This is a genomic window from Streptomyces sp. NPDC096013, assembly GCF_044763565.1.
In the GTDB taxonomy this organism is placed as follows: domain Bacteria; phylum Actinomycetota; class Actinomycetes; order Streptomycetales; family Streptomycetaceae; genus Streptomyces.
This window is the reverse complement of the sequence record NZ_JBIWGK010000014.1, coordinates 155,826-181,062: the sequence shown is the minus strand read 5'-3', so window position 1 is coordinate 181,062 and position 25,237 is coordinate 155,826. Positions and strand designations below refer to the sequence as shown.

The 25,237-nt window shown below is 70.6% G+C and carries 18 protein-coding genes and 1 pseudogene; 7 read left to right on the top strand and 12 right to left on the bottom strand.

The window, feature by feature from the left end; genetic code table 11:
* Positions 1-49: 49 nt before the first annotated feature.
* From ACIRB1_RS36285 to ACIRB1_RS36245, 9 genes and pseudogenes are all read right to left on the bottom strand, one after another.
* Positions 50-850 (bottom strand): hypothetical protein, encoded by an 801-nt coding sequence (locus ACIRB1_RS36285; protein ID WP_403468499.1) that lies wholly within the window; start codon positions 848-850, stop codon positions 50-52.
* Positions 851-1,070: 220 nt separating this feature from the next.
* A pseudogene (locus tag ACIRB1_RS36280) lies at positions 1,071-1,418 on the bottom strand (dihydrofolate reductase family protein); the annotation flags it as partial.
* A 256-nt stretch (positions 1,419-1,674) separates the two neighbouring features.
* Positions 1,675-2,373 (bottom strand): response regulator, encoded by a 699-nt coding sequence (locus ACIRB1_RS36275; protein ID WP_403468498.1) that lies wholly within the window; start codon positions 2,371-2,373, stop codon positions 1,675-1,677.
* Positions 2,370-3,575, bottom strand: coding sequence for a sensor histidine kinase (locus tag ACIRB1_RS36270; protein ID WP_403468497.1), 1,206 nt, complete (start codon positions 3,573-3,575; stop codon positions 2,370-2,372). The genes ACIRB1_RS36275 and ACIRB1_RS36270 overlap by 4 nt, the downstream gene beginning before the upstream one ends.
* Before the next feature lie 89 nt (positions 3,576-3,664).
* The gene (locus ACIRB1_RS36265) at positions 3,665-5,869 is read right to left on the bottom strand and encodes an MMPL family transporter (protein ID WP_403468496.1); all 2,205 of its coding nucleotides are present in this window, start codon (positions 5,867-5,869) and stop codon (positions 3,665-3,667) included.
* 624 nt (positions 5,870-6,493) lie between these two features.
* Entirely contained in the window at positions 6,494-6,829 is a 336-nt protein-coding gene (locus tag ACIRB1_RS36260; RefSeq protein WP_403468495.1) for an STAS domain-containing protein, read from the bottom strand.
* Positions 6,830-6,840: 11 nt separating this feature from the next.
* A complete protein-coding gene (locus ACIRB1_RS36255; RefSeq protein WP_403468494.1) occupies positions 6,841-8,121 on the bottom strand; it encodes a PP2C family protein-serine/threonine phosphatase in 1,281 nt (426 codons plus the stop codon).
* Positions 8,118-8,921 (bottom strand): alpha/beta hydrolase, encoded by an 804-nt coding sequence (locus tag ACIRB1_RS36250; RefSeq protein WP_352178761.1) that lies wholly within the window; start codon positions 8,919-8,921, stop codon positions 8,118-8,120. Before ACIRB1_RS36250 ends, ACIRB1_RS36255 begins: the two co-directional genes overlap by 4 nt.
* 345 nt (positions 8,922-9,266) lie before the next feature.
* Complete coding sequence (locus tag ACIRB1_RS36245; RefSeq protein ID WP_403468493.1) at positions 9,267-9,881, bottom strand: hypothetical protein; 615 nt, start codon at positions 9,879-9,881, stop codon at positions 9,267-9,269.
* A gap of 161 nt (positions 9,882-10,042) precedes the next feature.
* On the opposite strand from ACIRB1_RS36245, the gene ACIRB1_RS36240 reads away from it, so the two are divergent.
* Positions 10,043-10,666: a TetR/AcrR family transcriptional regulator gene (locus ACIRB1_RS36240; RefSeq protein WP_403468492.1), complete on the top strand. Its 624-nt coding sequence runs from the start codon at positions 10,043-10,045 to the stop codon at positions 10,664-10,666.
* A 120-nt stretch (positions 10,667-10,786) separates the two neighbouring features.
* Here ACIRB1_RS36240 and ACIRB1_RS36235 read toward each other — a convergent pair whose 3' ends face one another.
* A complete protein-coding gene (locus ACIRB1_RS36235; RefSeq protein WP_403468491.1) occupies positions 10,787-13,336 on the bottom strand; it encodes a discoidin domain-containing protein in 2,550 nt (849 codons plus the stop codon).
* A gap of 683 nt (positions 13,337-14,019) precedes the next feature.
* Between ACIRB1_RS36235 and ACIRB1_RS36230 the strand changes: the two genes are divergently transcribed.
* The 3 genes from ACIRB1_RS36230 to ACIRB1_RS36220 all read left to right on the top strand — a co-directional run bounded on the left by ACIRB1_RS36230 (position 14,020) and on the right by ACIRB1_RS36220 (position 18,022).
* Complete coding sequence (locus tag ACIRB1_RS36230; protein WP_403468490.1) at positions 14,020-15,114, top strand: DUF1996 domain-containing protein; 1,095 nt, start codon at positions 14,020-14,022, stop codon at positions 15,112-15,114.
* A gap of 11 nt (positions 15,115-15,125) precedes the next feature.
* Entirely contained in the window at positions 15,126-16,898 is a 1,773-nt protein-coding gene (locus ACIRB1_RS36225; RefSeq protein WP_403468489.1) for a discoidin domain-containing protein, read from the top strand.
* Positions 16,899-16,981: 83 nt separating this feature from the next.
* Positions 16,982-18,022 (top strand): LacI family DNA-binding transcriptional regulator, encoded by a 1,041-nt coding sequence (locus tag ACIRB1_RS36220; RefSeq protein WP_403468488.1) that lies wholly within the window; start codon positions 16,982-16,984, stop codon positions 18,020-18,022.
* A 315-nt stretch (positions 18,023-18,337) separates the two neighbouring features.
* Here ACIRB1_RS36220 and ACIRB1_RS36215 read toward each other — a convergent pair whose 3' ends face one another.
* Entirely contained in the window at positions 18,338-19,132 is a 795-nt protein-coding gene (locus ACIRB1_RS36215; protein ID WP_403468487.1) for an SDR family oxidoreductase, read from the bottom strand.
* Positions 19,133-19,491: 359 nt separating this feature from the next.
* A complete protein-coding gene (locus ACIRB1_RS36210; RefSeq protein WP_403468526.1) occupies positions 19,492-22,935 on the bottom strand; it encodes a BTAD domain-containing putative transcriptional regulator in 3,444 nt (1,147 codons plus the stop codon).
* A gap of 201 nt (positions 22,936-23,136) precedes the next feature.
* On the opposite strand from ACIRB1_RS36210, the gene ACIRB1_RS36205 reads away from it, so the two are divergent.
* The 3 genes from ACIRB1_RS36205 to ACIRB1_RS36195 all read left to right on the top strand — a co-directional run bounded on the left by ACIRB1_RS36205 (position 23,137) and on the right by ACIRB1_RS36195 (position 25,237).
* The gene (locus ACIRB1_RS36205; protein WP_403468486.1) at positions 23,137-23,835 is read left to right on the top strand and encodes a hemerythrin domain-containing protein; all 699 of its coding nucleotides are present in this window, start codon (positions 23,137-23,139) and stop codon (positions 23,833-23,835) included.
* Positions 23,832-24,746 (top strand): pyridoxamine 5'-phosphate oxidase family protein, encoded by a 915-nt coding sequence (locus ACIRB1_RS36200; protein ID WP_403468485.1) that lies wholly within the window; start codon positions 23,832-23,834, stop codon positions 24,744-24,746. Before ACIRB1_RS36205 ends, ACIRB1_RS36200 begins: the two co-directional genes overlap by 4 nt.
* 101 nt (positions 24,747-24,847) lie before the next feature.
* The gene (locus tag ACIRB1_RS36195) at positions 24,848-25,237 is read left to right on the top strand and encodes a VOC family protein (RefSeq protein ID WP_403468484.1); all 390 of its coding nucleotides are present in this window, start codon (positions 24,848-24,850) and stop codon (positions 25,235-25,237) included.

Below are 25,237 nucleotides of genomic sequence, written 5' to 3'. Positions count from 1 at the left end.
GGCGGCCATCAAAGTGGCCGCCCGCGCTGTCCGCGCTCGTGCCGTCGGGTCAGGCGGTGCGGCTGTTGCCGTTGGCGGTGCAGGGGAGTTCGGTGGTGGGGTGGTTGGCGGTGAAGTCGCGGGTGGCCTCGTGTTCGGCGTCGGCGATCGCTGTGGGGGCGACGTTGATGATGCCGCCGAAGGGCCGGTCGACGTCACGGATGATGCACAGCGTGGTGGTGAGCAGCGCGGTGATCACGACGAGGGTGATCAGCTGGCCTCGGTTGTTCCTGCGGGGGATGCAGGTGCCCAGCGCGATCACGGTGATGGCGAGGGTGGCCAGGAGGAACCAGAGGATGGCGCTGGGGATGCTGGCCGTGGCCTGGGTGAGGCGTTCCTCGCGCTCGTCGGAGCGCTTGTTGTCGGCGGCGATCAGCATGCCGAAGACGGACTTGCCCTCCAGGGCGCGAAACGTCCGGCGGAAGCTGGTCGACCAGACGCTGGGCGCGGATGATCCGTGGCCGTCGGCCATGGCGGGCCATTCCTGGGTGCGTACCGCACGGGCATAGCAGACAGCGGCGCCCTGGATCTCGGCCCGCTGCGCTGTGGGCGCGTACTCGGCGGTCTCCACGAGCTGGTCCAGGGCGCGGGCCTCACCGCGGGAGGAGACCTCGGCCTTGCCGTAGGAGCCGTTGGCGGTGACCAGGACGAAGGCGAGCAGCAGGACGGTCAGGGTCAGCAGGGGGCCGACGAGGTCCTTGACGGCCATGCCGCTGTCGTCGTCCTCACTCAGCAGCCGGGGTCGTAGGAAACGGTTGGCCGCGAGTCCGGCGAGGAGGGCGAGGACGGCGACGACGATGACGAGGATCACGGGCGCGCGCCTCCGACGACGGAGGAGGGAAGCAGTACTGAGGACATGCCACGTTCCTTCCTGCCCGTCGCCGCATCAACAACAGCGGAAACGTTCGCTCGCCTCCGTACGGAGGATTCGCCTTGCTCCAAACGGCACCAGGCGTCCCCGTACGGAGCACGGCCCCCCAACACGGTCCGGGCCGGCGGTCGAGTCGCGTGCGTGAGGTGCGCGAAGTGCCTCGTCTCGTACGCGGTCGGGTCGTGCCGCCTGGAAACGTCCGTGTCTCTACGAGGTTCAGGTTCACCCAGCTGTCCGGCGCGGCGAAGAACGGTGTGCCGCCGCCCACCAGGACCGGCGCGGTCGTCAGCACCTACTAGTCGTCGATCAGCCCGCCCCGCACAGCCGTCCCGGCGAGGGCCGCGCCGCCGGTGTCCATCGGGCCGCCGTCCTCGGCCTTGAGCCGGGTGATCTCGGCGACCGCTTCGCCGCTTACCAGGCGGGTGTTCCAGTCGACCTTGTCGACCGTCGAGGTGAACACCACCTTCGACAGGTCCCGCCAGCGGCACGCGAAATCGATCCCCCCGGGGTAGCGCCGATCTGCACCGTCTCGATGTCGGTGCATGGCCCGGTCCGGGCCGGGTGGGGCGCAGTTGTGCGGTACGGCGTCACCCGGGCTGCACTCCGTGGTCACCGGCTCACGTTGGGGTCGTCGAACACGGCATCGCGCACATCGTCCCCCGCGAGAACGCGACCGGTTCCGGACGCTGACGTCCGGGGCCCGGTTGGAGGACCCGCTGGGTATCCGGGTCCCCGGTGAGCACTCGCCCTTCTCATCAGGTCGGTCAGGGAGGGCCTGCCGGGCCCTGTGCCGGTGACTGGGGTTGCACCAGTCCGCTCTGGTATGCGATCACCACGAGCTGGGCGCGGTCGCGGGCGTCGAGTTTGGTCATGGCTCGTTGGATGTGGCTGCGCACGGTGAGCGGACTCAGGACCAGTCGCTCGGCGATCTGGGCGTTGGACCACCCGTGCGCGGCCAGGGTCACGACCTCGCGTTCGCGGTCGGTCAGGGCCTTGACCGCCTCGGGAAGGGCGAGCAGGTCGTCGGTGTCCGGGGTGGCAAGGAAACGGGTGATCAGAGCCCGGGTGGCAGCCTGCGAGAGCAGGGCCTCGCCCACCGCGACGGTACGGATGCCCGACAGCAGGGTCTCGGGGCTGACGCCCTTGCCGAGGAAGCCGCTCGCGCCGGCGCGCAAGGCCTTGGCGACGTTCTCGTCGTTCTCGAAGGTGGTGAGGACGAGGATGTGAGTGTCCGCCAGCTCCGGCCGGGAGCAGATCGCGGCGGTGGCCGCGACGCCGTCGAGGTGCGGCATCCGGATGTCCATGACGACCACGTCGGGCCGCTGTTCCTCGGTGGCCTCGACGGCCTCCCGCCCGTCGGCAGCCTCTGCGATCACCGTCATGTCGTCCTCCGAGTCGATGAGGATGCGGAAGGTGGCCCGGAGGAGGGCTTGGTCGTCGGCGAGCAGGACGCGGATGGTCATGGGGCGGTGCTTTCGTCGGGGCTGTCGAGGGGCATGTCCAGCGGCAGGGTGCAGACGACCTGGAATCCGCCTCGCGTGCGGTGTCCCGCATGGAAGGTACCGCCCACCGACGTGGCACGCTCACGCATGCTGATCAGGCCGAACCCGCCTTCCGGGCCCGGTGGTACGGGGGCGCGGTCGGGTGCGGTGTCGTTGGTGACCGTCAGGGTGAGCCGCCGGAACGTGTAGGCGAGCCGTACCTCGGCGGTGCGCCCGGCGCCGTGCTTCGTGACGTTGGTGAGCGCTTCCTGGAGGACCCGGTAGGCCGTCAGGTCGAGTACGGGCGTGAGCGGGCATCGCTCCCCCTCGACCGTGACGTCGACCTGGAGGCCGGTCGCCGCGCAGGAGTCGACGAGGTCGGGCACTCGGTCCAGTCCCGGCGCGGGGGCCAGGTCGTCGGCGGTGTCGGTGTCCTGCCGCAGGAGACCCACCGCGGACTTGAGTTCGCGCAAGGCGGCGGCCGTCGTCTCCGGAAGCCTGTCGATGATCTCCTGGGCCCGGTCGGGACGGGTCCGCAGGAGGTGTTTCACGGCTCCGGCCTGGGCGTCGGCCAGGGTGAGGTGGTGGGCGACCACGTCGTGCAGTTCACGCGCGATCCGCATGCGCTCCTGGACGACCCGGTGCCTTGCCTCCTCCTCACGCTGCCGGTCGGCGTGCTCGGCGCGGGCCACGGCGTACTCGCGGCGCACCCTCCGGTAGCCGCCGAGGGCCGCGCAGAGCAGGATCCACGCCGTGGGGTTGACGACGGCGAAGACCACCGAGTCCAGGAAGGAGGGGAAGACCAGGCCGCTGACCACCACGCAGCCGGTGACGATCAGGGCACTGTTCCATCCGGTGCGCCGGGGCATGCGCAGGCTCGTCGCGTACTGCGCGACCAGCAGCGGGCCCATCAGCAAAAGCGTCAGGAGGTAGCCCAGGGCGCCCACGGTGATCGCGCACGACGCGGTGAACGCGAGGACGGGCAGAGGGTGGTTCCGTCGCCAGTGCAGGGCGGCGCAGGCAACGGCGGACAGGGCGATGCCCGGCCACAGCGCCAGCGGGCCGGATGCGAGTGCCCAAGTGGTCAGGACGCCGGCGACGGTGACCGCGAACAGCAGGACCAGCACCGCGAGGTCCAGAGCCTTCGGGTGGGTCGCCGCCCGGTGCCGCCAGCTGGTACTCATCACGCTCCGAAACACTTCAGGGAACAGCCATGCTCACACAACGGGTGGGTCGCGGCGCCGTGGTGTCCGGTGCCGCGACCCACGATCCGTCAGACCCGTATGGGCTCCTGCGGCACGGCCTCGCCGCCCGCCACCGGCGGCGGGGTCGTGAGCCCGGCCCCCTCCACGTCGACGCGGGGCAGCAGCCTGTCCAACCACTTCGGCAGCCACCACGCCTTGTCACCGAGCAAGGCCAGCACGGCGGGCACCAGCGCCATCCGTACGACGAAGGCGTCGAACAGCACCGCCACCGCGAGCCCGAACCCGATCGTCTTGACCATCGACTCGCCGGAGCCGATGAACCCGGAGAAGACCGCGATCATGATCACCGCGGCGGCGACCACCACCCGGGCGCTGTGCCGGAATCCCGAGACGACGGCGTCGGGGGCGCGGTCGCCGTGGACGTACGCCTCCCGCATCCGGGCGAGCAGGAACACCTCGTAGTCCATCGCCAGTCCGAACACGATGCCCACCAGGAAGATCGGCATCAGGCTCATGATCGGTCCGGCCTGCTCCACGCCCAGCAACTCCGCGCCCCAGCCCCACTGGAAGACCGCCACGACCGAACCGAGGGCGGCCAGCACCGACAGCAGGAACCCGAACGCCGCCTTGACCGGTACGAGCACCGAACGGAAGACGACCAGGAGCAGAAGCAGAGCGAGTACGACGATGACGGCCAGGTAGGGCACCAGTGCCGCCTGGAGGGCTTCGGCGATGTCGATGTTCATCGCGGTGCTGCCGGTGACCTCGAAGGTCGCTCCCGTCCCACGCTCCAGGTCGGCGCGTTCCGCGCGGATGGCGCGGACGAGGTCCTTGGTGTGCTCGTCGTTCGGGCCGGTGGCCGGGACCGCCGAGAACAGGGCGGTGTCGCCCGCCTTGTTGAACTGCGCCGAGGAGACGGACACCACCCCGTCGGTGGCGCCGATCTCCTTGGCGATCCCCTTCACAGCCGCCTTGACGTCGGCCGCGCCCTTGGCGTCGACGACGATGGTCAGGGGTCCGTTGAAGCCGGCGCCGAAGCCGTCCGCGAGCGCGTCGTAGGCCCGTCGTTCCGTCGAGGAGACCGGCTTGGACTCGGCCCCCGGCATGCCCATCTCCAGGCTCGCAGCGGGCAGAGCCAGCACGCCCAGGCCCGCGACGGAAGCGACCAGCACGGCCACCGGGCGGCGCAGCACGAAGCGCGCCCAGCGGGTTCCGCCGTTGTCGGCCGCCGCGCGGACCGGCCGGGCCTTGCGCGTACGGCGGGACAGCACCGCGTTGGGCCACATGCCCAACAGGGCCGGTACGAGGGTCAGGGCGACCAGGACGCCGACGACCACGGCGCCCGCCGCGCACAGGCCCATCTTGGTCAGCATCGGCACGCCCACCACGGTCAGGCCCGCCAGCGCGATGACGACGGTGAGACCGGCGAAGACCACGGCGGAGCCCGCCGTACCGACGGCGAGCCCGGCCGCCTCGTTCGGCGCGTGGCCGTTCGCCCGCTCCTCCCGGTAGCGGGAGACCACGAAGAGGGCGTAGTCGATGCCGACCGCGAGTCCGAGCATCGAGGCGAGCGTGCCCGTGGTGAGGGAGAGGCCGAAGACGCTGCCCAGGGCCATGATCGCGGCCATGCTGGTGCCGACGCCGATCACGGCGGTGAGCAGGGGCAGTCCGGCGGCCGCGAGGGAGCCGAAGGTGATGAGCAGGATCACTGCGGCGAGGCCGATGCCGATGGCCTCCTCGCTGCCGGCCGCGGCGGGCTGCTCGGCGAGAGCGGTGCCGCCGACCTCGACCGTGAGACCGGAGGCGCGCGCTTCGCCGATGGCCTTTTCCATGGCGGCCTTGTCGGCGTCGGTGAGGTCGTCGGCCTTCACCTTGTAGTTCACGGTGGCGTACGCGGTGGAGCCGTCCTTGCTCACAGCGCCCGCGGTGAAGGGGCTCACGGCGTTCAGGACCTTCGGCTCGTCGGCCGCCTCCGTCACGAGCGCGTCAATGGCGGCCCGGTTTCCGGCGGCGGTCACCTTCTCGCCGTCGGGCGAGACGAACACGATGCGTGCGGTGGCGCCGTTGGCGTCCGAGCCGGGGAAGCGCTCCCCGATCAGGTCGAACGCCTTCTGCGCCTCGATGCCGGGCATGAACGACGTGCCGTCGTCGGAGGCGGCCGGAGCAGTGACGGCGCCGGCCCCGGCACCGCCGAGGATCACCGCCCACAGCAGCACGACGAGCCAGCGGCGCCGGAAGGCCGTGCGGCCCAGACGGTAGAGCAGGGTAGCCACAGAAACGGGTCTCCAGGTCAGGTCTCGGGTGGATGGCCAGCCTGACGGGACAAGGGGTGCCGGGACATCGTGCGGGTGCTCGCAATCCGCCTTGGTGCCCCTGCATGAGCCACCGCGCCGCTGTCATCCTCCGGGAGGAGGAGCGGTTACGGCCCCGGGATGAATCCGCGTACTGATCCTGCGCGACGAACGGGGGTGAGCTGGAGCGGTGGTGTCCGGCTGGATGGGCGCTGCACGACCCCGTGGCGGTCCGTGCTGGCGGGGCTGGACCTGGAGATGCCCGGCCCCTCCCCCCAGAACACGCGGCGTGGACGCCGTACGCGACGGCGAGTTGGTCACGCCCCGCTATGAGGCCAGCAGCGGCTCGCACCTCAAGCCGACCCGGCTCGACAACGCCCCTGACGCGATGCGGGAGTTGGCAGCTCACGGCACCGGGCGCCGCCGAAGTCCACTCACAAGCCGCGGCCAACGACTGACACACCATCAAGAAGGCAGCAGGAGTCAGCCAGCGGACTGCCACAGCTACCGCACACGGCCACACCCTGGAATCGGCGCCTCACACACTCCAAGCTCTCAGCCCGACCCCGCATACGACCTGCGCCTGCCCGCACCGGCACGCGCGGGTCAGGCGGTTGCCGCGTCGCTGTCGGAGCTGATGACGAAGATCTGGTCCAGGCCGACCGTGCGCAGCACGCGCCGGGTATGGGCGGGGACTGCCCTCAGGACGAGGCCGGCGCCGACGGCCTGGGTGTGATTGTGGGCGATGATCAGGGCGGTGAGACCGCTGGAGTCGCAGAAGGACATGCCGCCCAGGTCCAGGACAAGGTGCTCGCCGGATTGGAGCGTCAGACTCGTGATCAGTTCCCGCAGTTCGGAGGCGGTGGCGTAGTCGAGCTCGCCGACGACCTCGATGACGGTACTGGTCGCGGCTGCATGCACGGTGAGGTTCAGGGGACTCATGGGTACGGGCTTCACTCCTGTGGCTGAGGGGCGGGCACGCCGAGTGCGAGCAGGGCTGTGTCGTCTTCCAGTCCGTCCGCGAAGTCGTCCAGCAGCCCGATCAGTGCCTCTACGACGGCCTGGGCAGGCCGGCCGGCGTGGCGGGCGGTGAAGCTGCGCAGGGCCTCGTCTCCGAAGAGGGTGGTGCGGTCCTCGCCAGTGCGGGCCTCGGTCAGACCGTCGGTGTAGAGCAGGAGGGTGTCGCCGGGGTCGAGGGTGGCGGTGGCGGTGGCGAAGTGCGGCGACGGAAGGATGCCGACGAGGAGACCTCCCGGGGTGGGCAGGAAGTCGGCGGTGCCGTCGGCACGCAGGACGAGCGCTGGAGGGTGGCCGCCCGAGGCGAGGTGGATGGTGGCCTGTCCGGTGACGAGGTCGGGTTCGATGGTGCCGAAGATGGTGGTGCAGTAGCGCGGGTCCCCGGTGGTGTAGCGCTCGTAGACCGCCTGGTTGAGGGTGGACAGCGCGGAGATGGGATCGGGGTCGTGCAAGGCGGCGGCGCGCAGGGTGTAGCGGGCCAAGGAAGTGACCGCGGCGGCCTGGGGGCCCTTGCCGCACACGTCACCGAGGAAGAAGCCGAAGCGTTTGCCGTCGATCGGGAAGAGATCGTAGAAGTCCCCGCCGAGGTGGTCGGGGGAAGCGGTGCGGTAGTGGACGGCTGTCTCCACACCGGGTACCGGGGGCAGTCGGTCCGGCAGGAGGGACTGCTGGAGCGCGGCGAGGGCGTCCTGGAGGCGGACACGGTCGGCCTCGGCCTGACGGTGGGCGGTTTCGGCCGCCTTGCGGGCGCGCAGGAGTTCCTCTTCGTAGGCGCGGCGGTCGCGGGCGTCGAAGACGGTGGTGCGGATCAGCAGGGGCCCGCCGGTGGCGCCGTGTTTGACGACGGAGGAGACCAGGACCGGCATCCGGCCGCCGCCGGCTTGTTTGATCTCCAGGGCGATGCCTCCTATCTCCCCGCGCATCTGTAGGAGCGGCGCGAAGTGCGTCTCGTGGTAGAGCCTGCCGCCCACGGTGAGCAGGTCGGTGAACCGCATGCGGCCCACGACATCATCCTCCGCCAGGCCGAGCCATTCGAGGAGCCTCGTGTTGATCTTGGCGATGGTGCCGTCCATCAGGGTGGACAGATATCCGCACGGGGCGCTTTCGTACAGCTCCTCGACGCTGTCCTCAAGGAGCGCCGCGAATGCCACGTTGGAGGTCTGCTCGTCTCCGCTGAACTGCTGGGGGTCGGGCTCCTGGTCGGTTCGGCACGTCATCGCAGGCCGTCCAGGAAACTCAGGATCGCCTGGTTGGTGGCCTCGGGGGCGGACAGGTGCGGGCAGTGTCCGGTCGCTTCCAGGGTGACGAGGGTCGAGCCCGGGATCGCCTGGTGGACGAAGGCTCCGACGTCGCGGGGAGCGATGGCATCCTGGCTGCTCTCCAGCACCAGCGTCGGCACCTGCACGCTCTTCAGCTCGGCGCGCGAGTCGGACAGGAACGTGGTGCGGGCGAAAACGCTCGCCATCTCAGGGTCGGTGGCACAGAAGCTCTGGACCAACTCCTGCCCCAGTTCGGGCTGTTCCGCGTTGCCCATGATCACCGGAGCCATCGCGGCCGACCAGCCCAGATAGTTCGAATCGAGCGACTCCAGGAGTTCGTCGATGTCCTCGGCGCTGAATCCGCCGCGATAGCCGTCGTCGTCGATGTAGCGGGGGGACGGAGCGACCATCACCAGTGCCCCGATGCGCTCTGGGACGCGGGCGGCGGCCAGGACGCCGATCATGGCGCTGACGGAGTGGCCCACGAACACCGCGTCCCGCAGGTCGAGCGCCTCGCAGATCTCCTCCACGTCCTGGGCGTAGCCCTCCAGGGAGGAGTAGCGGGCCTCGGAGAAGGCGGAGAGGTCGGAGCGGCCCGCGCCTACGTAGTCGTAGAGCACCACCCGGTAGTCCGGGGCCAGGGCCGGCACTGTCAGCCGCCACATGTTCTGGTCACAGCCGAAACCGTGCGCCAGCACCACCGTGCGCCCCTCGGGGTTCCCGGTGATGGTGACGTTGTTCCTGTGACCGATGTCCATGCCCACCACTTTCTCAAAGCACGCTCGCCCATTCCGGCACAGCGGCGGTCACGTTCGCCTACCCCCACAACGCCCTCACAAGTGCGGGCGTCCGATTCTCCCGCTATCCCACCCAAACGGCTGTTGTCGGCCGCACCGGTGTTCCCCTCTCGCACGTATCCCAAGGCGCTGACCTGCTGCTGCGGCCGAACACGATGGGATTTCGCTGGCTCCGACGCGCACGCGGGCGACCTGCCCGCATCCCGTCTCCCCGGAGCCACTGCCCACGGTCGACAGGCGAAGCCGGGTCGCGGCAGCCGACGAAACGGCTGGTGCAACCCGGCAGTGCCCTCAACCGATTTCCGCCTACACCGCTCGATCGGCAGGTCCAGGAAGTCGGGTGGTCCTGTTGGCTCGCCCCAGGCGGAGTGCGGAGATGAGGAAGAAGACTCCGCCGAGGGTGGCGTAACCGGCGAGGCTGCTCAGGGAGGCGTTGTCCTTGCCCGCCTGGGCGATGAAGGAGGCACCGGCGAGAGTGGAGATGGCGCCGCTGACGATCATCGGCCACTGCCCTCCCAGTCCTCGGCGCAGGACGCCGACAACCAGTTGGACCAGCCCTGCGGTGACGGCCCAGACGCCCCAGACCCGCAGGGCGGCCGGAATTCCGGATGCCGTGGCAGCCACCAGCCCGGCGGCGGTGAGGGTGCTCAGCGCGATGTTGGCGTAGAGACCGCGTACCGGCGCGCGGCTCGCCCTGGCGGACCTGACGTCGACGACCGCGCAGGCCGCGTCGAACAGGGGATAGATCACCAGCAGGGTCGCGCTGAGGGGACTCAGGTCGTCGGCGGAGGCGAACAGCAGGGCGGCCCACACCACGGCGAACGCGAAGCGTACGAAATACAGGCGACGCAGCGCCGCCGCGTCATTCACGGCGAGACCCGGGGCGGATGCGGGGGCAGGGGCTGTGGATGAGGTGTTCACGAAGGTCCTTTCGGCGAGGGCCAGTGAGGCGGCGAACGGCGCGCGAACGACGGATGGTTCGCGACGAGGGAGAACGTTCGGTCTCGTCACTCATTCAAAGGGCTTCCGCTTGCGGCTGTCAAGACCGAACGTTCTCCCTCGTCGGTTGGTAGGGTGACGGCATGAGCGTGAGTACAGAAGCCGAGGGCACCTCCGCGGCGCGGGCGCGGCTGCTCGGCACGGCGACCCGGATCTTCTACGCCGAGGGGATCCACTCCGTCGGTGTGGACCGGATCATCGCGGAGGCCCAGGTCACCCGCGCCACGCTGTACCGGCATTTCAAGGGGAAGGAGGAGCTGATCGTCTCCTACCTCCAGGAAGCCGACCGCGGCATCCGGGCCCAGGTGGAAGCCGCCCGGACCGGGGACCTGTCCGCGGCCGACACGGTCAGGGCCGTGAGCCGGTCCATCGGGGACGGCATCCAGTCCCCCGGTTTCCGCGGCTGCGCCTTTCTGAACGCGGCGGCCGAGTACCCCGACCCGGCGCACCCCGTCCACCAGGCCGTGCTGGCTCATCGGCAATGGTTCCTGGACACCGCCACACAGCTGCTGGAAGACGCGGGGTGTGAGCCCTCCGACGCCGCGGGCCGGCACTTCGTCATGCTGCGTGACGGCGCCATGGCCGCCGGCTGCCTCTTCGACCCGACTCTGATCCGCGAGACGTTCCTTGACGGTGTCGAGGGCATCCTGCGCACGGCCGCCACGGCGACAGCCGCACAGCACGCCCCGGGAACCCTGCCCGCGTAGCCCCGAGGCAGTGCCCCGCGCACGACGTGCGGGTGCCGGGCCCCCTCTCCGGAGGAGGACCCGGCACCCGTGTCCTGTCAGTGGGCGGCGTCGGCGGTCAGACCGGCGTCGCGGTCACCGTCAGGGGAACGACGTGATCTTCGAGGGAACGGTGTCCGTGCCCGACGTGGGTGCGCCGGTGTTGTTGACGACGTGGGCGTACTGACCCTTGCCGCCCAGGGAGATCACCAGGATGTCGTGCAGTTTGATCCCTGTCTTGACCGGCACCTGGAAGCCGTGGGCCTGCACGATCGACGGGTCCGAGGTGAAGTTGCAGTAGCTGCCCAGACCCCATGCCTCGTGCACGTTGACGGAGTCGGCGACCTTGTAGGCCGCGTAGCCGACGATGCCGTCATGGGTGATGGCGGCGGCGTTCGGGACGTCGTAGGCCTTCTCGTTCTGGAAGAAGATCGTGCGTCCGCGTTCGCCGTTCCACAGCACGTCGTACTTGTTGAAGTGCTCGACGAACAGACCGGTGGTGAGGACGTCGTCGCCGTTGACCACGAGACCGTAGTCGGCTCGGTTGGTCTCCCAGCCGACGCCTTCGCCGTGGTCGGCGCGCCAGAGCCAGGTGTGGTCGACGATGACGTCGTCGCTGTTGACCACGACGGAGTTGGTGGCGAGGCCGGGGCCCGCGCCGCCGATGCGCACGAACACGTCCTGCATGGTGGTCGGGTTGGCGGAGTGGTCGGCGGAACTGCCGGCCGGGCCGATCTGGAGCAGGGTGTTGGAGTTGGTGCGGCCGGCGTCGATCAGGAAGCCGGCGAGCTTGACTCCGTCGACGTCCGCCACGTGCATGGCGTCGACGCCGTTGTCCGGAATGATGGTCGCCAGGCCGAGACCGAGGACGACGGTGTTCGCCCGGGTGACGTTGATGGTCTGGTCGAGGTGGTAGACGCCCGGGGTGAAGAGCAGGTTCAGGCCCTGGGCGAGGGCGGTGTTGATGGTGGCCGCGGTCGCGCCGGGCTTGACCACGTAGAACTGGTCCAGCGGAATCGACGAACCGGCCGTGTTGGGCCAGGAGACGCCGCGTGCGTTGGTGCGCTTGGCGGGCACGAACACCTTGTACGTGCTGCCGTCCAGGTAGAGGTACGGCTTCTCGCGCGAGACGGGGGTGTTGTCCAGGGTGGTGTACGGGCCGGAGTCGAAGTTGGTGGCCGGGGCGCCCTGCACACCGGAGAACGTCATGTTCCAGACGCCGTTGGTCCAGCCGCCGACGGAGCTGTCCCGGGTGTACCACTGCTGCTGGGAGTACGGGCCGACCGTACCGTCGATCTTGGAGTCGGCGATGTAGCCGCCGGAGGCCCAACCGTAGCCGTTCGGGGCGAGGTTGAGGCCGCCCTGCACGTGGATGCGGCGGAAGGGGGCCGCCTGGGCCACGGCCCAGCGGTCGGTGCCGTTGGAGGGCGTGATCGACAGGTTCTCCGCCGAACGCCAGAAGTTCTGGGTCGCGTTGCCGTTGAACCAGCCCGCGTCGACGGTGATGTCACCGTTGATGTGGACGTCGTCGGGGTTGAGGCCGAGGCCCGAGATCGAGGTGTAGAAGCCCACCTGCGCGTTGATCCCGTTGTAGGTGCCGGGCTTCATGAGGAACTGGTAGCGGCCGGTGCCGAACTGGTTCGACTCCTGCTGCGCGAAGACCTGGTCGAACTTCGCCTGGAGGTTGGGCGTCGAGGGGTCGACGACGATCACGTTGGGGCCGAGGTCACCGCCGCCCTGTACCGGGCCGCTGCCGCCGCCCGAACCGGTGTGGACGGCCACCTCCCAGAGCGAGTACCCGTAGGCGGTGCCACGGGTGGTGCCGTTGATCCGTACGTAGCGGCCCTGGCCGGAGACGTCGTAGGACGTCGAGCCGGCGGTGCCGTCGGTGACGGACTTGAGCGTGGTCCATGTCTGGCCGTCGGCCGAGGCCTGGATCTGGAAGGACTTGCCGTAGGCGGTCTCCCAGTTGAGGTCGACCCGGCACAGGCTCTGGGACGACCCGAGGTCGACCTGGATCCACTGCGGGTCGGAGGCGGCGCTGGACCAGCGGGTGCCGGTGTTGCCGTCGAAGGCGGCCGATGCCGGGGTGCCGGCGTTCTCGGTGGAGGAGGCGGTCGCCGTCTTGCCCTGCGCGGCGTTGGCCGTGTCGCAGCCCGCGGGCGGGGTGGTGCCGCCGGTGCTGCCGAAGACCTGGAACTCCCAGAGGGAGTAGCCGTACTGGGTGGCGCGGTGGACGCCGGACATGCGGACGTAGCGGCCCGTGCCGGAGACGTCGAGCGTGTCGGTGCCGCCGTCGCCGCCGGTCACGGACTTGACGTCGGTCCAGGTGCTGCCGTCCGCGGACGTCTGGATCTTGTAGTCGCTGCCGTACGCCGTCTCCCAGTTGAGGACGACCTGGGTGATGGTGGCCGTGGAGCCGAGGTCGACCTGAAGCCACTGGGCGTCGGTGGCGGCGGAGGACCAGCGGGTCGCGGTGTTGCCGTCGACGGCGTTGGCGGCGACGGTGCCCGCGTTCTCGTCGGAGGACGAGGTGGCCGTCCTGCCCTGGGACAGCGGCAGGTCTGCCGCCGCGGCCGGGCTGCTGTGCAGGGGCAGGGTGACGAGCGCGGCCATTGCGGCCAGCGCGACACCCAAGGATCTGAGTTTCATGCCGTGACTCCATGCGGGTGGGGTGACGAGCGAAGCGGACACACGGAACCGGAACGCCGGGCAGGCTCTACCCAGCGCTCGGCGTCCACGAACTGGCCTGACGCGATGCTTAGTTCACGGTTTGATTTAAGTAATGAACCATTGGGGTGGCAAGAGTCGTGACGCGAGTTTCTTTAACTTCCCTTCACGAAAGTCGAGTCGGCACACCGCTACGAACGGCGTGACATGGACGAAAAGAGGGCGAACGAACCGGACGCGGTGCGGCTCCCGTCAAGCCTTGAAGGCGAAGCGAGGCGAGTCGGCATCGCGTGGGTGGCGCAGTCCGGCAGCGTCACCCCGGCCGGAGTCGGCGCCACTTTCCCTCCGCTCCCTCCCCCGAGCTGGGCGGGTCGATCAGCCAAGGCCTCACCTGGCGCGCTTAGTTCACGTCTTGATTTAACCCCTGAGTCTCAACTTCCGGCAGCGCCACGGGAGTTGAAAACCATCGGGGTCCACTTCTGCCGGATCCCTTGACACCTTGATGACATGGCCCCAACACTCCTCGGCGGGAGAGCGCTCTCCCATCGTCTCCCGGCATCCCCTCGCACCAACGCGTCCGACGTCACCTCATCTCGTCCGACGTCACGTCATGAGGGCACCGGGCGACCACCTCTGACACCCCCACCGTTCAGGAGGAGGTCTCCATGTCCAGGAGATCGAAAGGCCTGTCAGCCACGCTGATCACCGGCGCGCTCCTGCTGACCTCGCTCGGCCTCGGCGGCGTCGCCATCAGCGCCGGGGCACCCGCACCGCACACCGCCGCCGCGCAGTCGTTCGCGGCCACCCACTCCGGTCACGCCATGGCCGCGTCCACGGCCAACTCCCCGGAGGACCCGGACGGCGACGGCTACATCCCCGCGAACCCTCCGGTCACCGGCGTGACGCCGTCCACGCAGAATCCGCCGCACCGCTACTTCCACGAGTTCCAGGCCAACTGTTCGGTCACGCACACCCGGCCGGACGACCCCATCGTCTATCCGCAACAGCCGGGCAAGTCCCACGACCACACCTTCATGGGCAACACGACGACCGACGCCAACAGCACCACCGCCTCGCTGTCGGCCGGCGGCACCACGTGCAAGGCTCCCGGCGACCTGTCCGGCTACTGGATGCCCACGCTCTACAACGGCAGCCAGCAGATCCTTCCCGTCGGGCCGCAGGTCATCTACTACAAGGCCGGGGTCACCGACTACACGAGCGTCCGGCCGTTCCCCAAGGGCCTGCGCTTCGTCGTCGGCAGCCCCATGCAGAGCGCCGACGACTTCCGGCACCACCCCGGCTTCGTCGAGGGCTGGGAGTGCGGTGACAGCTTCTTCAACGTCGAGTTCCCCGCGACCTGCCCGAACCGCGCGGACGTCCAGCTCAACATCCGCTTCCAGGCGCCCAGTTGCTGGGACGGCAAGTACCTCGACACCCCCGACCACAAAAGCCACATGGCCTACCCCGTGGTGAAGCCCGGCACGAACGACAACATGTGCCCGGCCGACCACCCGGTCGCGCTGCCGATGATCGAGTTCAAGATGGCCTTCCCCGTGAACGGCGACATGTCGCAGGTGCATCTGTCCAGCGGAGCGGGCCACACCTTCCACTACGACTTCTTCAACGCCTGGGACGCCCCCACGCTCAAGGCACTGGTCGACCACTGCGTGGTCGGCGGGCTGCAGTGCGACGCGCGCGGCTACGACCAGACCCACCCGGAGGCGGGCGCCGCGCTCGACGAGAACTACCGACTGCCGTAAGGAGCCCGCGCATGCCCCCACGCACCCGCATCCGTACACGAACGCGAACCCGAACACGCCGCATCGCGGCACCTCTCACCGCCGGCGTGCTGACGGCCGGACTCCTCGCCGCACTGCCCGCCGTCCAGGCCCACGCCGCGGGCAACGTCGTCAAGGTGACCGGCAGCCAGGGCGCCTGGCAGCTGACGGTGAACGGGCAGCCGTACCAGGTCAAGGGACTGACCTGGGGCCCGAGCGTCGCCGACGCCGAGAAGTACATGCCGGACCTCCAGTCCATGGGCGTCAACACGATCCGCACCTGGGGCACCGACGCCTCCAGCAAGCCGCTGTTCGACTCGGCGGCGGCCCACGGGATCAAGGTCGTCGCGGGCTTCTGGCTCCAGCCCGGCGGCGGACCCGGCAGCGGCGGCTGCGTCAACTACCTGACCGACACCGCCTACAAGAACCAGGTCCTCACCGAGTTCCCCCAATGGGTCCAGACCTACAAGGACAACCCCGGCGTGCTCATGTGGGACGTCGGCAACGAGTCGGTCCTCGGGCTCCAGAACTGCTACAGCGGCGACGAGCTGGAGCGACAGCGCGACGCCTACACCACCCTCGTCAACGACATCACCAAGAAGATCCACGCCGTCGACCCCAACCACCCCGTCACGTCCACCGACGCGTGGGTCGGGGCCTGGCCCTACTTCAAGAAGAACGCGCCGGACCTCGACCTGTACGCCGTCAACTCCTACAACGCGGTCTGCGACATCAAGTCCGCCTGGCAGCAAGGGGGTTACACCAAGCCCTACATCGTCACCGAGACCGGACCGGCCGGTGAGTGGGAGGTCCCGAATGACGCCAACGGCGTTCCCCTGGAGCCCTCCGACCAGGCCAAGGCCGACGGCTACACCCGCGCCTGGAACTGCGTCACCGGGCACAAGGGGGTCGCGCTGGGCGCCACGATGTTCCACTACGGCACCGAGTACGACTTCGGCGGCATCTGGTTCAACCTGCTGCCCGCAGGCCAGAAACGGCTGTCGTACTACGCGGTGAAACGGGCCTACGGCGGCGACACCAGCCACGACAACACCCCGCCGGTCATCTCCGACCTGACCGTCGAGGGCGGTGCGGGGCAGGTGCAGGCCGACCGCGACCTGGTGCTGTCCGTGCGGGCCACCGACCCCGACGGCGACCCGATCTCGTACGAGGTGCTCGACAACAGCAACTACATCGACCAGAGCAAGAACCTGGTCTCACTGCCGTCCACCAACCTGGGCGGCGGTCGACTGAGGATCACCGCACCGGACCGTCCGGGCGTCTGGAAGGTGTACGTCAAGGCGACGGACGGCCGGGGCAACGTCGGCGTCGAGACCCGCTCGATCCGGGTCGTCCCACCGGTGCCGTCCGGCACCGACGTGGCCCGGGGCAAACCCGCCACCGCCTCGTCCTACCAGGCGAGTTACGGCGACTGCCCCTGTACCGCGGCCAACGCGGTGGACGGCAACCAGACCACGCGGTGGGCCAGTGACTGGAGCGACCCCCAGTGGCTCCAGGTCGATCTCGGCACCCGCACCACGTTCCGGCACGTCCAGTTGTCCTGGGAGGCCTCGTACGCCAAGGCCTACACGATCCAGACCTCCGACGACGGCCAGAACTGGCAGACCGTGCGCACCGTTTCCGACGGCAACGGAGGGATCGACGACTTCGACGTCACCGGGACCGGCCGCTACGTCCGCGTCAACGGCACGGCGCGGGGCACGGGTTGGGGGTATTCGCTGTACGAGTTCGGCGTCTACGCCTGACGGACGAGCCTCTCCCGGAGTGTCCTGACCGCTCCGGGAGAGCGCTCTATTGCCGCGCACCGCACGTCCGTTAGGGTGCCCGCATGAGCAGACAGGCCCCGACACTGGAGGACGTCGCCCGGGAGGCCGGCGTCTCCCGGGCCACCGTGTCCCGGGTCGTCAACGGCATCCGCAACGTCGATCCGGAGATACAGGAAGTGGTCCGACGGGCCATCGAGCGGACGGGTTACGCGCCCAACAGGGCCGCCCGCTCCCTGGTGACCCGGCGGGCCGAGACCGTGGCCCTGGTGGTGTCCGGCGCCGGGGACATCACCGAGGCCGGCCAGGACACCTTCGCCACACGGGTGTTCGCCGATCCGTTCTTCGGACGGGTCGTCGGCGGGATCGTCGGCTTCCTGCGCCCCCGCTCGATGCACCCCGTCCTGATGTTCGCCGAGTCGGCCGAGGCACGGGAGGAGGTGCTGACCTATCTGCGCCAGGGCCGCGCCGACGGCGCCCTGGTGGTCTCCACCCACTCCGACGACCCGCTGCCCGCCCTGCTCGCCGACGCCCGGCTGCCGGCGGTGCTCTTCGCCCGCCCCTCCCGTCCGGTCCCGCTCAGTTACGTGGACCTCGCGCACCGGGACGGCGGGCGCCTCGCCGCCGAGCACCTCCTCGCCCGCGGCTGCCGCCGGCCCGCCACGGTCTGCGGCCCCCTGGACGTGGCGGCGAGCCAGGAGCGGCTGGCCGGGTTCCGCGACACGCTCGCCCGCCACGGCCACCCCCATGTCCCCGTCGCCGAGGGCGAGTTCACCCTGGACAGCGGACTCGCGGCGATGTCGGACCTCCTGACCCGCCGGCCCGGCCTTGACGGTGTGTTCGCCGCCAACGACCTCATGGCGCAGGGCGCCTGCCAGGCAGTACGGCAACAGGGACTCCGGGTGCCCGAGGACGTCGCGGTGGTCGGCTTCGACGACTCCAGCGTCGCCGTGACCTGCCACCCCCGGCTGACCACCATCCGTCAGCCGGTCGAGGAGATGGCGGCGGAGATGGCCCGCCTGCTCGACGAACACATCCACGGCGTACGTACCGAGGCGACGTCCGTCGTCTTCGACCCGGAACTGGTCGTGCGCGAGTCGGCTTAGCGCAGGCGTCCCGTCCGGGCTCCCGGCCAGCTGATCGACACCGGGTCGACGCGACGACGTCCCTGTGGGGATACGCGTACACCCAGGGGGCCACCCCGGCGAGTGGAGCGGGCGGCGCACGCGTCATTGGGCAACTGGAAGGCGCCCTCCAGCAGAACCGAGCCGGTGACGGTGGCTGTGGCGGGGATGTCGGTGAGCGCCCGGTGATCCGCTGCTCCGCCACGATCAACTCGCGTGCCCAGCCTCCACCATGGCCAGTTCAACGAGCTTTCGGCACTGAGCCACGGTCGACCGTGCACACGATCGCCACGCGGCCTACGCGGTGGTGGCGATCCCGCCGTCGACGGGAATCACGGCACCCGTCAGGTACGCGCCTGCCCGGCTGGCGAGGAACACGGCGACACCCGCCATGTCGTCGTCGCGGCCGATCCGGCGCAGTGGGGCCGACGCCGCGATCGCCTCGCCGAGTTCGTCGAGGGTCGCGGCCATCATCGACGACGGGAACGGGCCGGGCGCCACGGCGTTCACGGTGACGTGCTGCGGTCCCAGTTCCCTGGCGAGCACTCTGGTGAGCTGATGCAGCGCGGCCTTGCTGCTGGAGTACGAGTAGTTGGGCCGATGGGGGATGTGGATGGCGGCGATGCTGCCGATGTTGATGATCCGCGCGGGATCGTCGGCGGTGCCCGCTCCGCGGAGTGCGGGCAGCAGCGCCTGCACCAGCCAGAACGGCGACTTCAGGTTGAGGTCGACGACCGTGTCCCAGGCCTCGTCCGGGAACGTCTCCAGCGGCTCGTCCCACATGGCGCCCGCGTTGTTGACGAGGATGTCGAGACGCTCCGAGTCGGCGGTGACGAGGTCGGACAGTCGCCGGCACTCATCGTGGCGGGAGAGGTCGGCGGGGATGGCCCGCACCTCACCGAACGCGGACAACTCTTCCTGCGCCTGAGCGCACGCTTCCGCGTCGCGTGAGCTGATGACCACGCGGACGCCCGCCTGGAGAAGACCGCGCGCGATCATCATCCCGATGCCTCTGGTGCCACCGGTGACCAGCGCGCGCTTTCCACGCAGATCGAACAGTTCCGCATGCGTTGTGAATTGACTGCCTGTCACTTGCCGCCCATCTCATTGGTCGTGCGGGATGCTGTGTCCACGCGGGGGGTTGGTTCAGCTGTCCCGACGCTATGGCCTTGCAGTGCACTCCAAGCAAGCGCAGCGCGCTCCTGGTCCCCGCGGCCTCGGGCAGACGGCTCACCATGATCCCCTTGGGCACCATGGCCGGCGGTGCGCTGGGAACCGTACTGGAACTGCGCGAGGCGCTGCGGGTGGTGCCCGGTGCGATGTTGTGCGGGTCGCTCGCGATCATCTGTTCACCCCTCCCCGCAGGCAGGCGCTGCCGACTGACGGATCGTCAGTCAACCGCACCCGCTGGATCGTGCGCGCACAATCCAGCGAGCTGGTCTCTCATCCCCCTACGTCGTGAACGTGCGCCGTCGTGCACGGTCCGCGGCGAGGTGTGCCGCGGCCTCGCGGGCGCGGGCGGCGAGGTGGGCTGAACCCCAGGCCAGCGCCGTGTGTTCGGCCAGGGCGTAGTTGTCGGCCGCGGAGCGGTCCTCACCCAGGAGTCGGTACAGGTCGGCGAGGGCATGGGCGAGGGGGCGGGTCGCGTAGGCGGCTCCGGCCGCGCCGCCAAGCTGGTCGCGGACCGGGAGCAGGTGCGCGACGAGTTTCGACGCGGTGTCCGTGTCGGCGTGCAGGACGGCGAGTTGGGCGCGGTAGTCGAGTTCCAGGCCGTGCAGGTGATCCGTCACCGGCTCGGGTGGGCACCGCACCTCGAGTGCCTCGTCGAGCCTGCCGAGGCGGGCCAGGATGAGGGCGAGCGCCACTCCGACGGGGGCGCCCACCGTCTCGTAGACCGCGCGCATCACGGGCTCGATCTCGGCCGGGCGGTCCTGGGCCAGCCGGATCGTGGTCAGGCCCAGTATCCGCAGCCCGCGGGCGTGACGGGAGCCGACGCGGCGCAGGAGGACGTCGGCCTCGGCGTATTCGGCCTCGGCGACGTCGAAGCGGCCGGCGACCGTCGCGAGCATCGCCGAGGTCGCCGCCCCCAGGCCCTGCGCCCACACCATCCGGTAGCGGCGGGCGAGTTCGAGTCCGCGTTCGGTGTGGCGGCGTACCGCGGCGGGGTCGTTGAGCGCGGCGGCGGTCATGCCGTCGAGGTGTTCGCACACCCAGCGGTAGGCGGGGAGGTCGTGGGTGCGGGCGATCCGGCGCAATTCGGTGACCAGCGGAGCCCGCACGGGGGCCTGCGTCTCATGCGGCAGCAGTCTCGCCGAGGTCATCAACGCGGCGGCCAGCAGGCGCGGTTCGCCGTTCGCGCGCGCGAGAGCGAGCTGGCTGCGGGCCGCTTCCAGGGCCCGGGGCGCGTCCTCCACGGCGACCGCCTCGACGTAGGCCTGCAACACCCGGGCGCGGGTGGGGTCGTCGAGGCCGGGATCGGCGACGAGTCGCTCCATGCGCTCCAGCGAGGTGCGGTCGTAGAAGCCCTCCAGTCTGCTGCGCCAGGGTGAGGGTTCGGTCCAGGCGCCGTAGGCGGCGGCCACCAGGTCGCCGCGGTCGGCCAGTTCGGCGAGTTCGACCGCGCGTCGGCGGGTGTGCCGGGCCGCGTCCGTGGAGCCCGCACGGATCTGCGCACCGAGCAGCCGCACCAACAGGCGCACTGTGTCGTCCGGTTGGGCGGCCTCGGTCGCCGCGCCGGTGGCCGCGGAGTGCACCGCGATCGCCTGCTCGATCAGGTCCACGGCGACCTCGTGGGCGTAGCGCCGCTCCGCGGCCTCGGCGGCCCGCAGCGCGTAGTCGACCGCGAGGGAGGTGTGCTCGGGGCTGCCCGAGCGGGCGAAATGGTGGGCCAGGGCGGCGAGTTCGTGCGGGCGGTGGTGCCGGAGCACCTGCGCGATCCGGGCGTGCAGCCGGGCCCGCCGCAGACCCGACAGGTCGGTGTAGACGGTGTCGCGGACCAGAGCGTGCACGAAGCGGACGCGTCCGGGGCCGGACTCGGTCAGCAGGTCCGCGGCGAGGGCGGCGTCGAGTCCTTCCAGTACCGCGTCCTCGTCGGTGTCGGCCGCGTCGAGCAGAACGGCCACATCGGCCTCCAGGCCGACCGCGGCGGTCAGTTGTACGGCGGAGCGGGCGCCGGCGGGCAGCAGGGCCAGCCGTCTGCGCAGCACGTCGCGCACTCCCTGGGGTACCTCGGAGACGGCGACCAAAGCGCCCTCGCTGGCCAGCAGGCGTGCGCTCTCCAGGACGTAGAACGGGTTGCCGCCGGTGCGTTCGGCGAGCGCCGCGACCGTCGTCGCGTCCACGGGCTCACCGCACACGGCCTCGACCACGGTGGCCACGTCGTGCGGCGCCAGTCCCCGCAGCGCGATCCTCGCGGGCGCCGACGGAGCGAGCTGGGCGAGGGTCTTGACCAGGTGCTCGCCCACCTCGGCGGGCCGGTAACTGGCCACGGTGAGCAGCGGGACACCGGTCACCGCTGCCGCCGCCTCCAGCAGGGCGAGGGTCTCGCCGTCGGCGCGGTGGAGATCCTCCAGGACGACGGCGAGCGGGGACTCGCCTGCCGCCGCGCGCAGCCACGCGGCGAAGGCGCGGTGCATCCGGAAGCGCCCGACTGCCGCCTCGTCCCGGGTCGCCACGGCCGCGCTGTCCTGATCCCGCAACAGCACCGCCAGTTCCTCGGGCCGCGCGGGCGGCGCCTCACGGGCCAGCGCGCCGAGGGCCTCCACCCAGGCCCAGGCGGGCGGTGCTCCCTCGTACTCCGGGCACCGCCCGACCACCACCGTCCACCCGCCCGCCCGCAGCTGTCCCTCGATCCGGCCGAGCAACGCCGACTTGCCCGCCCCCGCTTCCCCGGTGACCAGCACCACACCGCCCTGCCGACGGGCGGCGTGCGCGGCGGACGCCACGGCGTGCAGTTCGTCGCCGCGGCCCACGAAGAGGGCGGGTGCGGTGCGTGGTTCACCGTCGTGGCTCGTGACGACATCGACCTCCGTGCCCGGTTGGGCACGGCCGCCGCCGAACGCGTCGGGGCCGCCCGGCAGCACGTCGACCCCGCCGCCCGGCGATACCGCGACGACGGACGACGGCCCGGTACTCCCCGGCACCAGCGCGCGCAGCACGTCGGCTCTGCCCTCCAGCACGGCCGACTCCAGTTCGGTCAGCGCCGGACCGGGGGCGCAGCCGAGTTCGTCGCGGAGCACGCGCGCCGCACCGCGCAGTGACGCGAGGGCGTCGGCCTGGCGCCCGCAGGCCCACTGGGCGAGGGCGAGCAGCCGCCAGCCTTCTTCCCTCAACGGGCTCTCCCGTACGAGGAGTTCGGCCGCCGGTACCGCCTCCGCCGGGCGCCCGGTGTCCAGGTCGGCCGCGACGGCGAGTTCGCGGGCCTCGGCGAGCAGTGCGGTCAGACGGGTCACCTCGGGCCGGGCCCACGTCTCGTCCGCGTGTTCCGCGAAGGCCGGTCCCTGCCACCAGCCGAGCGCCTCGGCGAGCAGGACACGGGCCTCCTCCGCCGGGGCGGTCCTGGCGCGCCGCACCCAGGTCTCGAAGCGCCAGGCGTCCACCGCGTCCCGGGAGAGCCGCAGGGCGTAGCCGGGGGCCGCGGTGACCAGCACGGTCGCCGGTGCGCGCGACGGCCGACCGGGTTCGAGGGAGCGGCGCAGGTTGGACACATAGGTGTGCAGGGACACCGTGACCCGGTCGGGCGGAGCCCCGCGCCACACGGCGTCCGTGATCCGGTCGACGGGCACGACACCGCCGTGGGCCGCGATCAGCAGCGCCAGCACGGCCCGTTGGCGTGGAGGGCCGAGGTCGATCGGCCGCCCCCCGTCATCGGCACCCAGTGAACCCAGGACTCGAATACGCAGCACGGCGCGGGAATCTACCCGAGCCATGGGTCCGAGCCGTCAACAGACGATAAACGCGCCTCCCGCGCAGGCCCGCGGGGATCGCAGCGGGCCGGGGCGCCAAGCCACCGCCAAGTGGCGCGCCAAGCGGATGCCAAGAGGGGCGCACGACCCTGGGCGACTGTTGTCGAGATCCGAGCGTTGGAGCAAGCAAGCGTGTCCCCCAGCAGCACCACGGACGAACTTCCCATGGCCGAGCGTCCGTACACCCACGAGATGGTCGTGGTCCATCGCGTCTTCCGCCGCGAGTCGGCGTATCTGCCCCGCCTGGTACGCGCCGTCCGCGACGGCGACACGGCACGCGCGGCGAAGGTCGCCGACCACCTGCGTGAGTACGTGTCGGGCCTGCACAGCCACCACTCCCTTGAGGACGAACTCATCTGGCCGCACCTGCACACCCGTGCCGCGGACGGCCGGCTGGTCGCCCGCATGGAGGAGCAGCACCAGCGCATCGACGTGAGCCTGACGGTCGTGGCCGAGTGGATAGCCGCGTGGGAGCGGGCGGCGGACCACATCGCCGGGGAGGAACTGGCTCTCGCGCTGGAGCAGCACCGCACCGCGCTGCTCGAACACCTCGACGACGAGGAGCAGTTGGTGCTCCCGCTGGTCGCCGAGCATCTGACGGTCGCCGAGTGGGATCTGGTCGGACGCCGTGGGCTGGAGCGGATACCCAAGAACCGGCTCCTGATCGCGCTCGGCGCGATCCTGGAGGACGCCGCTCCCGAGGAGCGGGCCTACTTCCTGCGCAGGACCCCGCTGGTGGGCCGGCTGCTGTGGAAGGCCGTGGGCCGCCGCCAGTACGCGACCGCCTGCCGGGCGATGCGCGGGCCGCTGGACGGGGAGCAGGGCCGATGACCCTTCTCGACTCCGCGCCGCTCGACGTCCTGGACGCCTACCGCACCTGCGAGTTCGTCACCCTCGGTCGCGACGGCACACCACTGGCCTGGCCGACCGCGGTGCGGCGGCGCAAGGACGGCACGCTGCTGCTGAGCACTTCCCTGGCCTTCAGCCAGAAGGCGGTGAACATCCGCCGCGACGACCGCGTCGCCCTCCTCTTCTCCGACCCCACCGGCAGCGGCCTCGCCCACGCGCCGCAGATCTTCGTCGGCGGCCGGGCCGAGTGCCCCGACGAGATCATGACCGGACCTGAGGGAGCCGAGGACTACTGGCGGATGCTCTTCGAGCGACAGCCGCACAGCAGGGCGTATGTCACCCCTCCCCTGCGCCGGTTGATGGACTGGTACTACCTCCGGCTGCTGATCACCGTCACTCCGGACCAGATCGTCGTACGGCCGCCCCTTCCCCCGTCGGCCCCGCGGGACCCGGAGGGACCGCATCCGCTGCCGGGCGCGGCCCAACTCGCCCGTTTCCCCTCGGCGGTGCTCGCCGCGCGCGACGCCTCCGGGGCGCCGGTGCTCGCCCGGACCCGGGCCGTCCCGACCGACGAGGGCTTCGTGGTGGAGGTACCCGACGACTGCGCGGCGACCGCCGGTCCCACCTCGCTCCTGGTGCACCGGCATGACGAGCAGCTCAACCACATGCACAACGCCCTTGTGCGCGGCACCCTGACGGCGGGCGACCGCCGGCTGCTGGTCCCCACGAGTGTGGTGGAGCCCATGGGTACGGGTCGCCCGACCGACGCGATCCGGGTCCTGCGCAGCACGCGCCGCGCCACCGCCCGCTATCTGGAGCGTCGCGGGCTCGACCGCCCCCGGGTCCGATGGGACGAGTTCAAAGCCCTGGCGGTGTCCGCGAAGCGGAGGTGACGAGCCGTCGATTCGCGGCGTACATCAGAACGAGTGCGCTCGGCTGCCGGGCCGCGCCGGTGGAGTCCGGCGGCTGAGCGCCCGTTTGAGAGGATCGGGGCATGGCGGACTCACCTATGCGGATCAATGCCCTCATCGTCGACGCCACGGACCCCGAGCGGCTCGCCGCGTTCTGGTCCGAAGTGCTCGGTCGACCGGTCGTGGGCCGCATGGGCCCCTATGTCTGGCTGCGCCGGGAGAACGGCCTGGGCCTGGGCTTTCAGCGAACAGGCGAACCCAAGTCGGGCAAGAACCGGATGCACTTCGACATCTCCGCCGCCGATCCCGCCACCGAGCAGCACAGGGTCGAGATGCTCGGCGGTCGCAGGCTGGAACACTACGCCGACGGCGGGTTCCTCGTGATGGCGGATCCCGAGGGCAACGAGTTCTGCGTCATCCCTGAGGGCCCTTTCGAGCTCGACGACGACGGGCGGGCGGACTACCTCGACTGA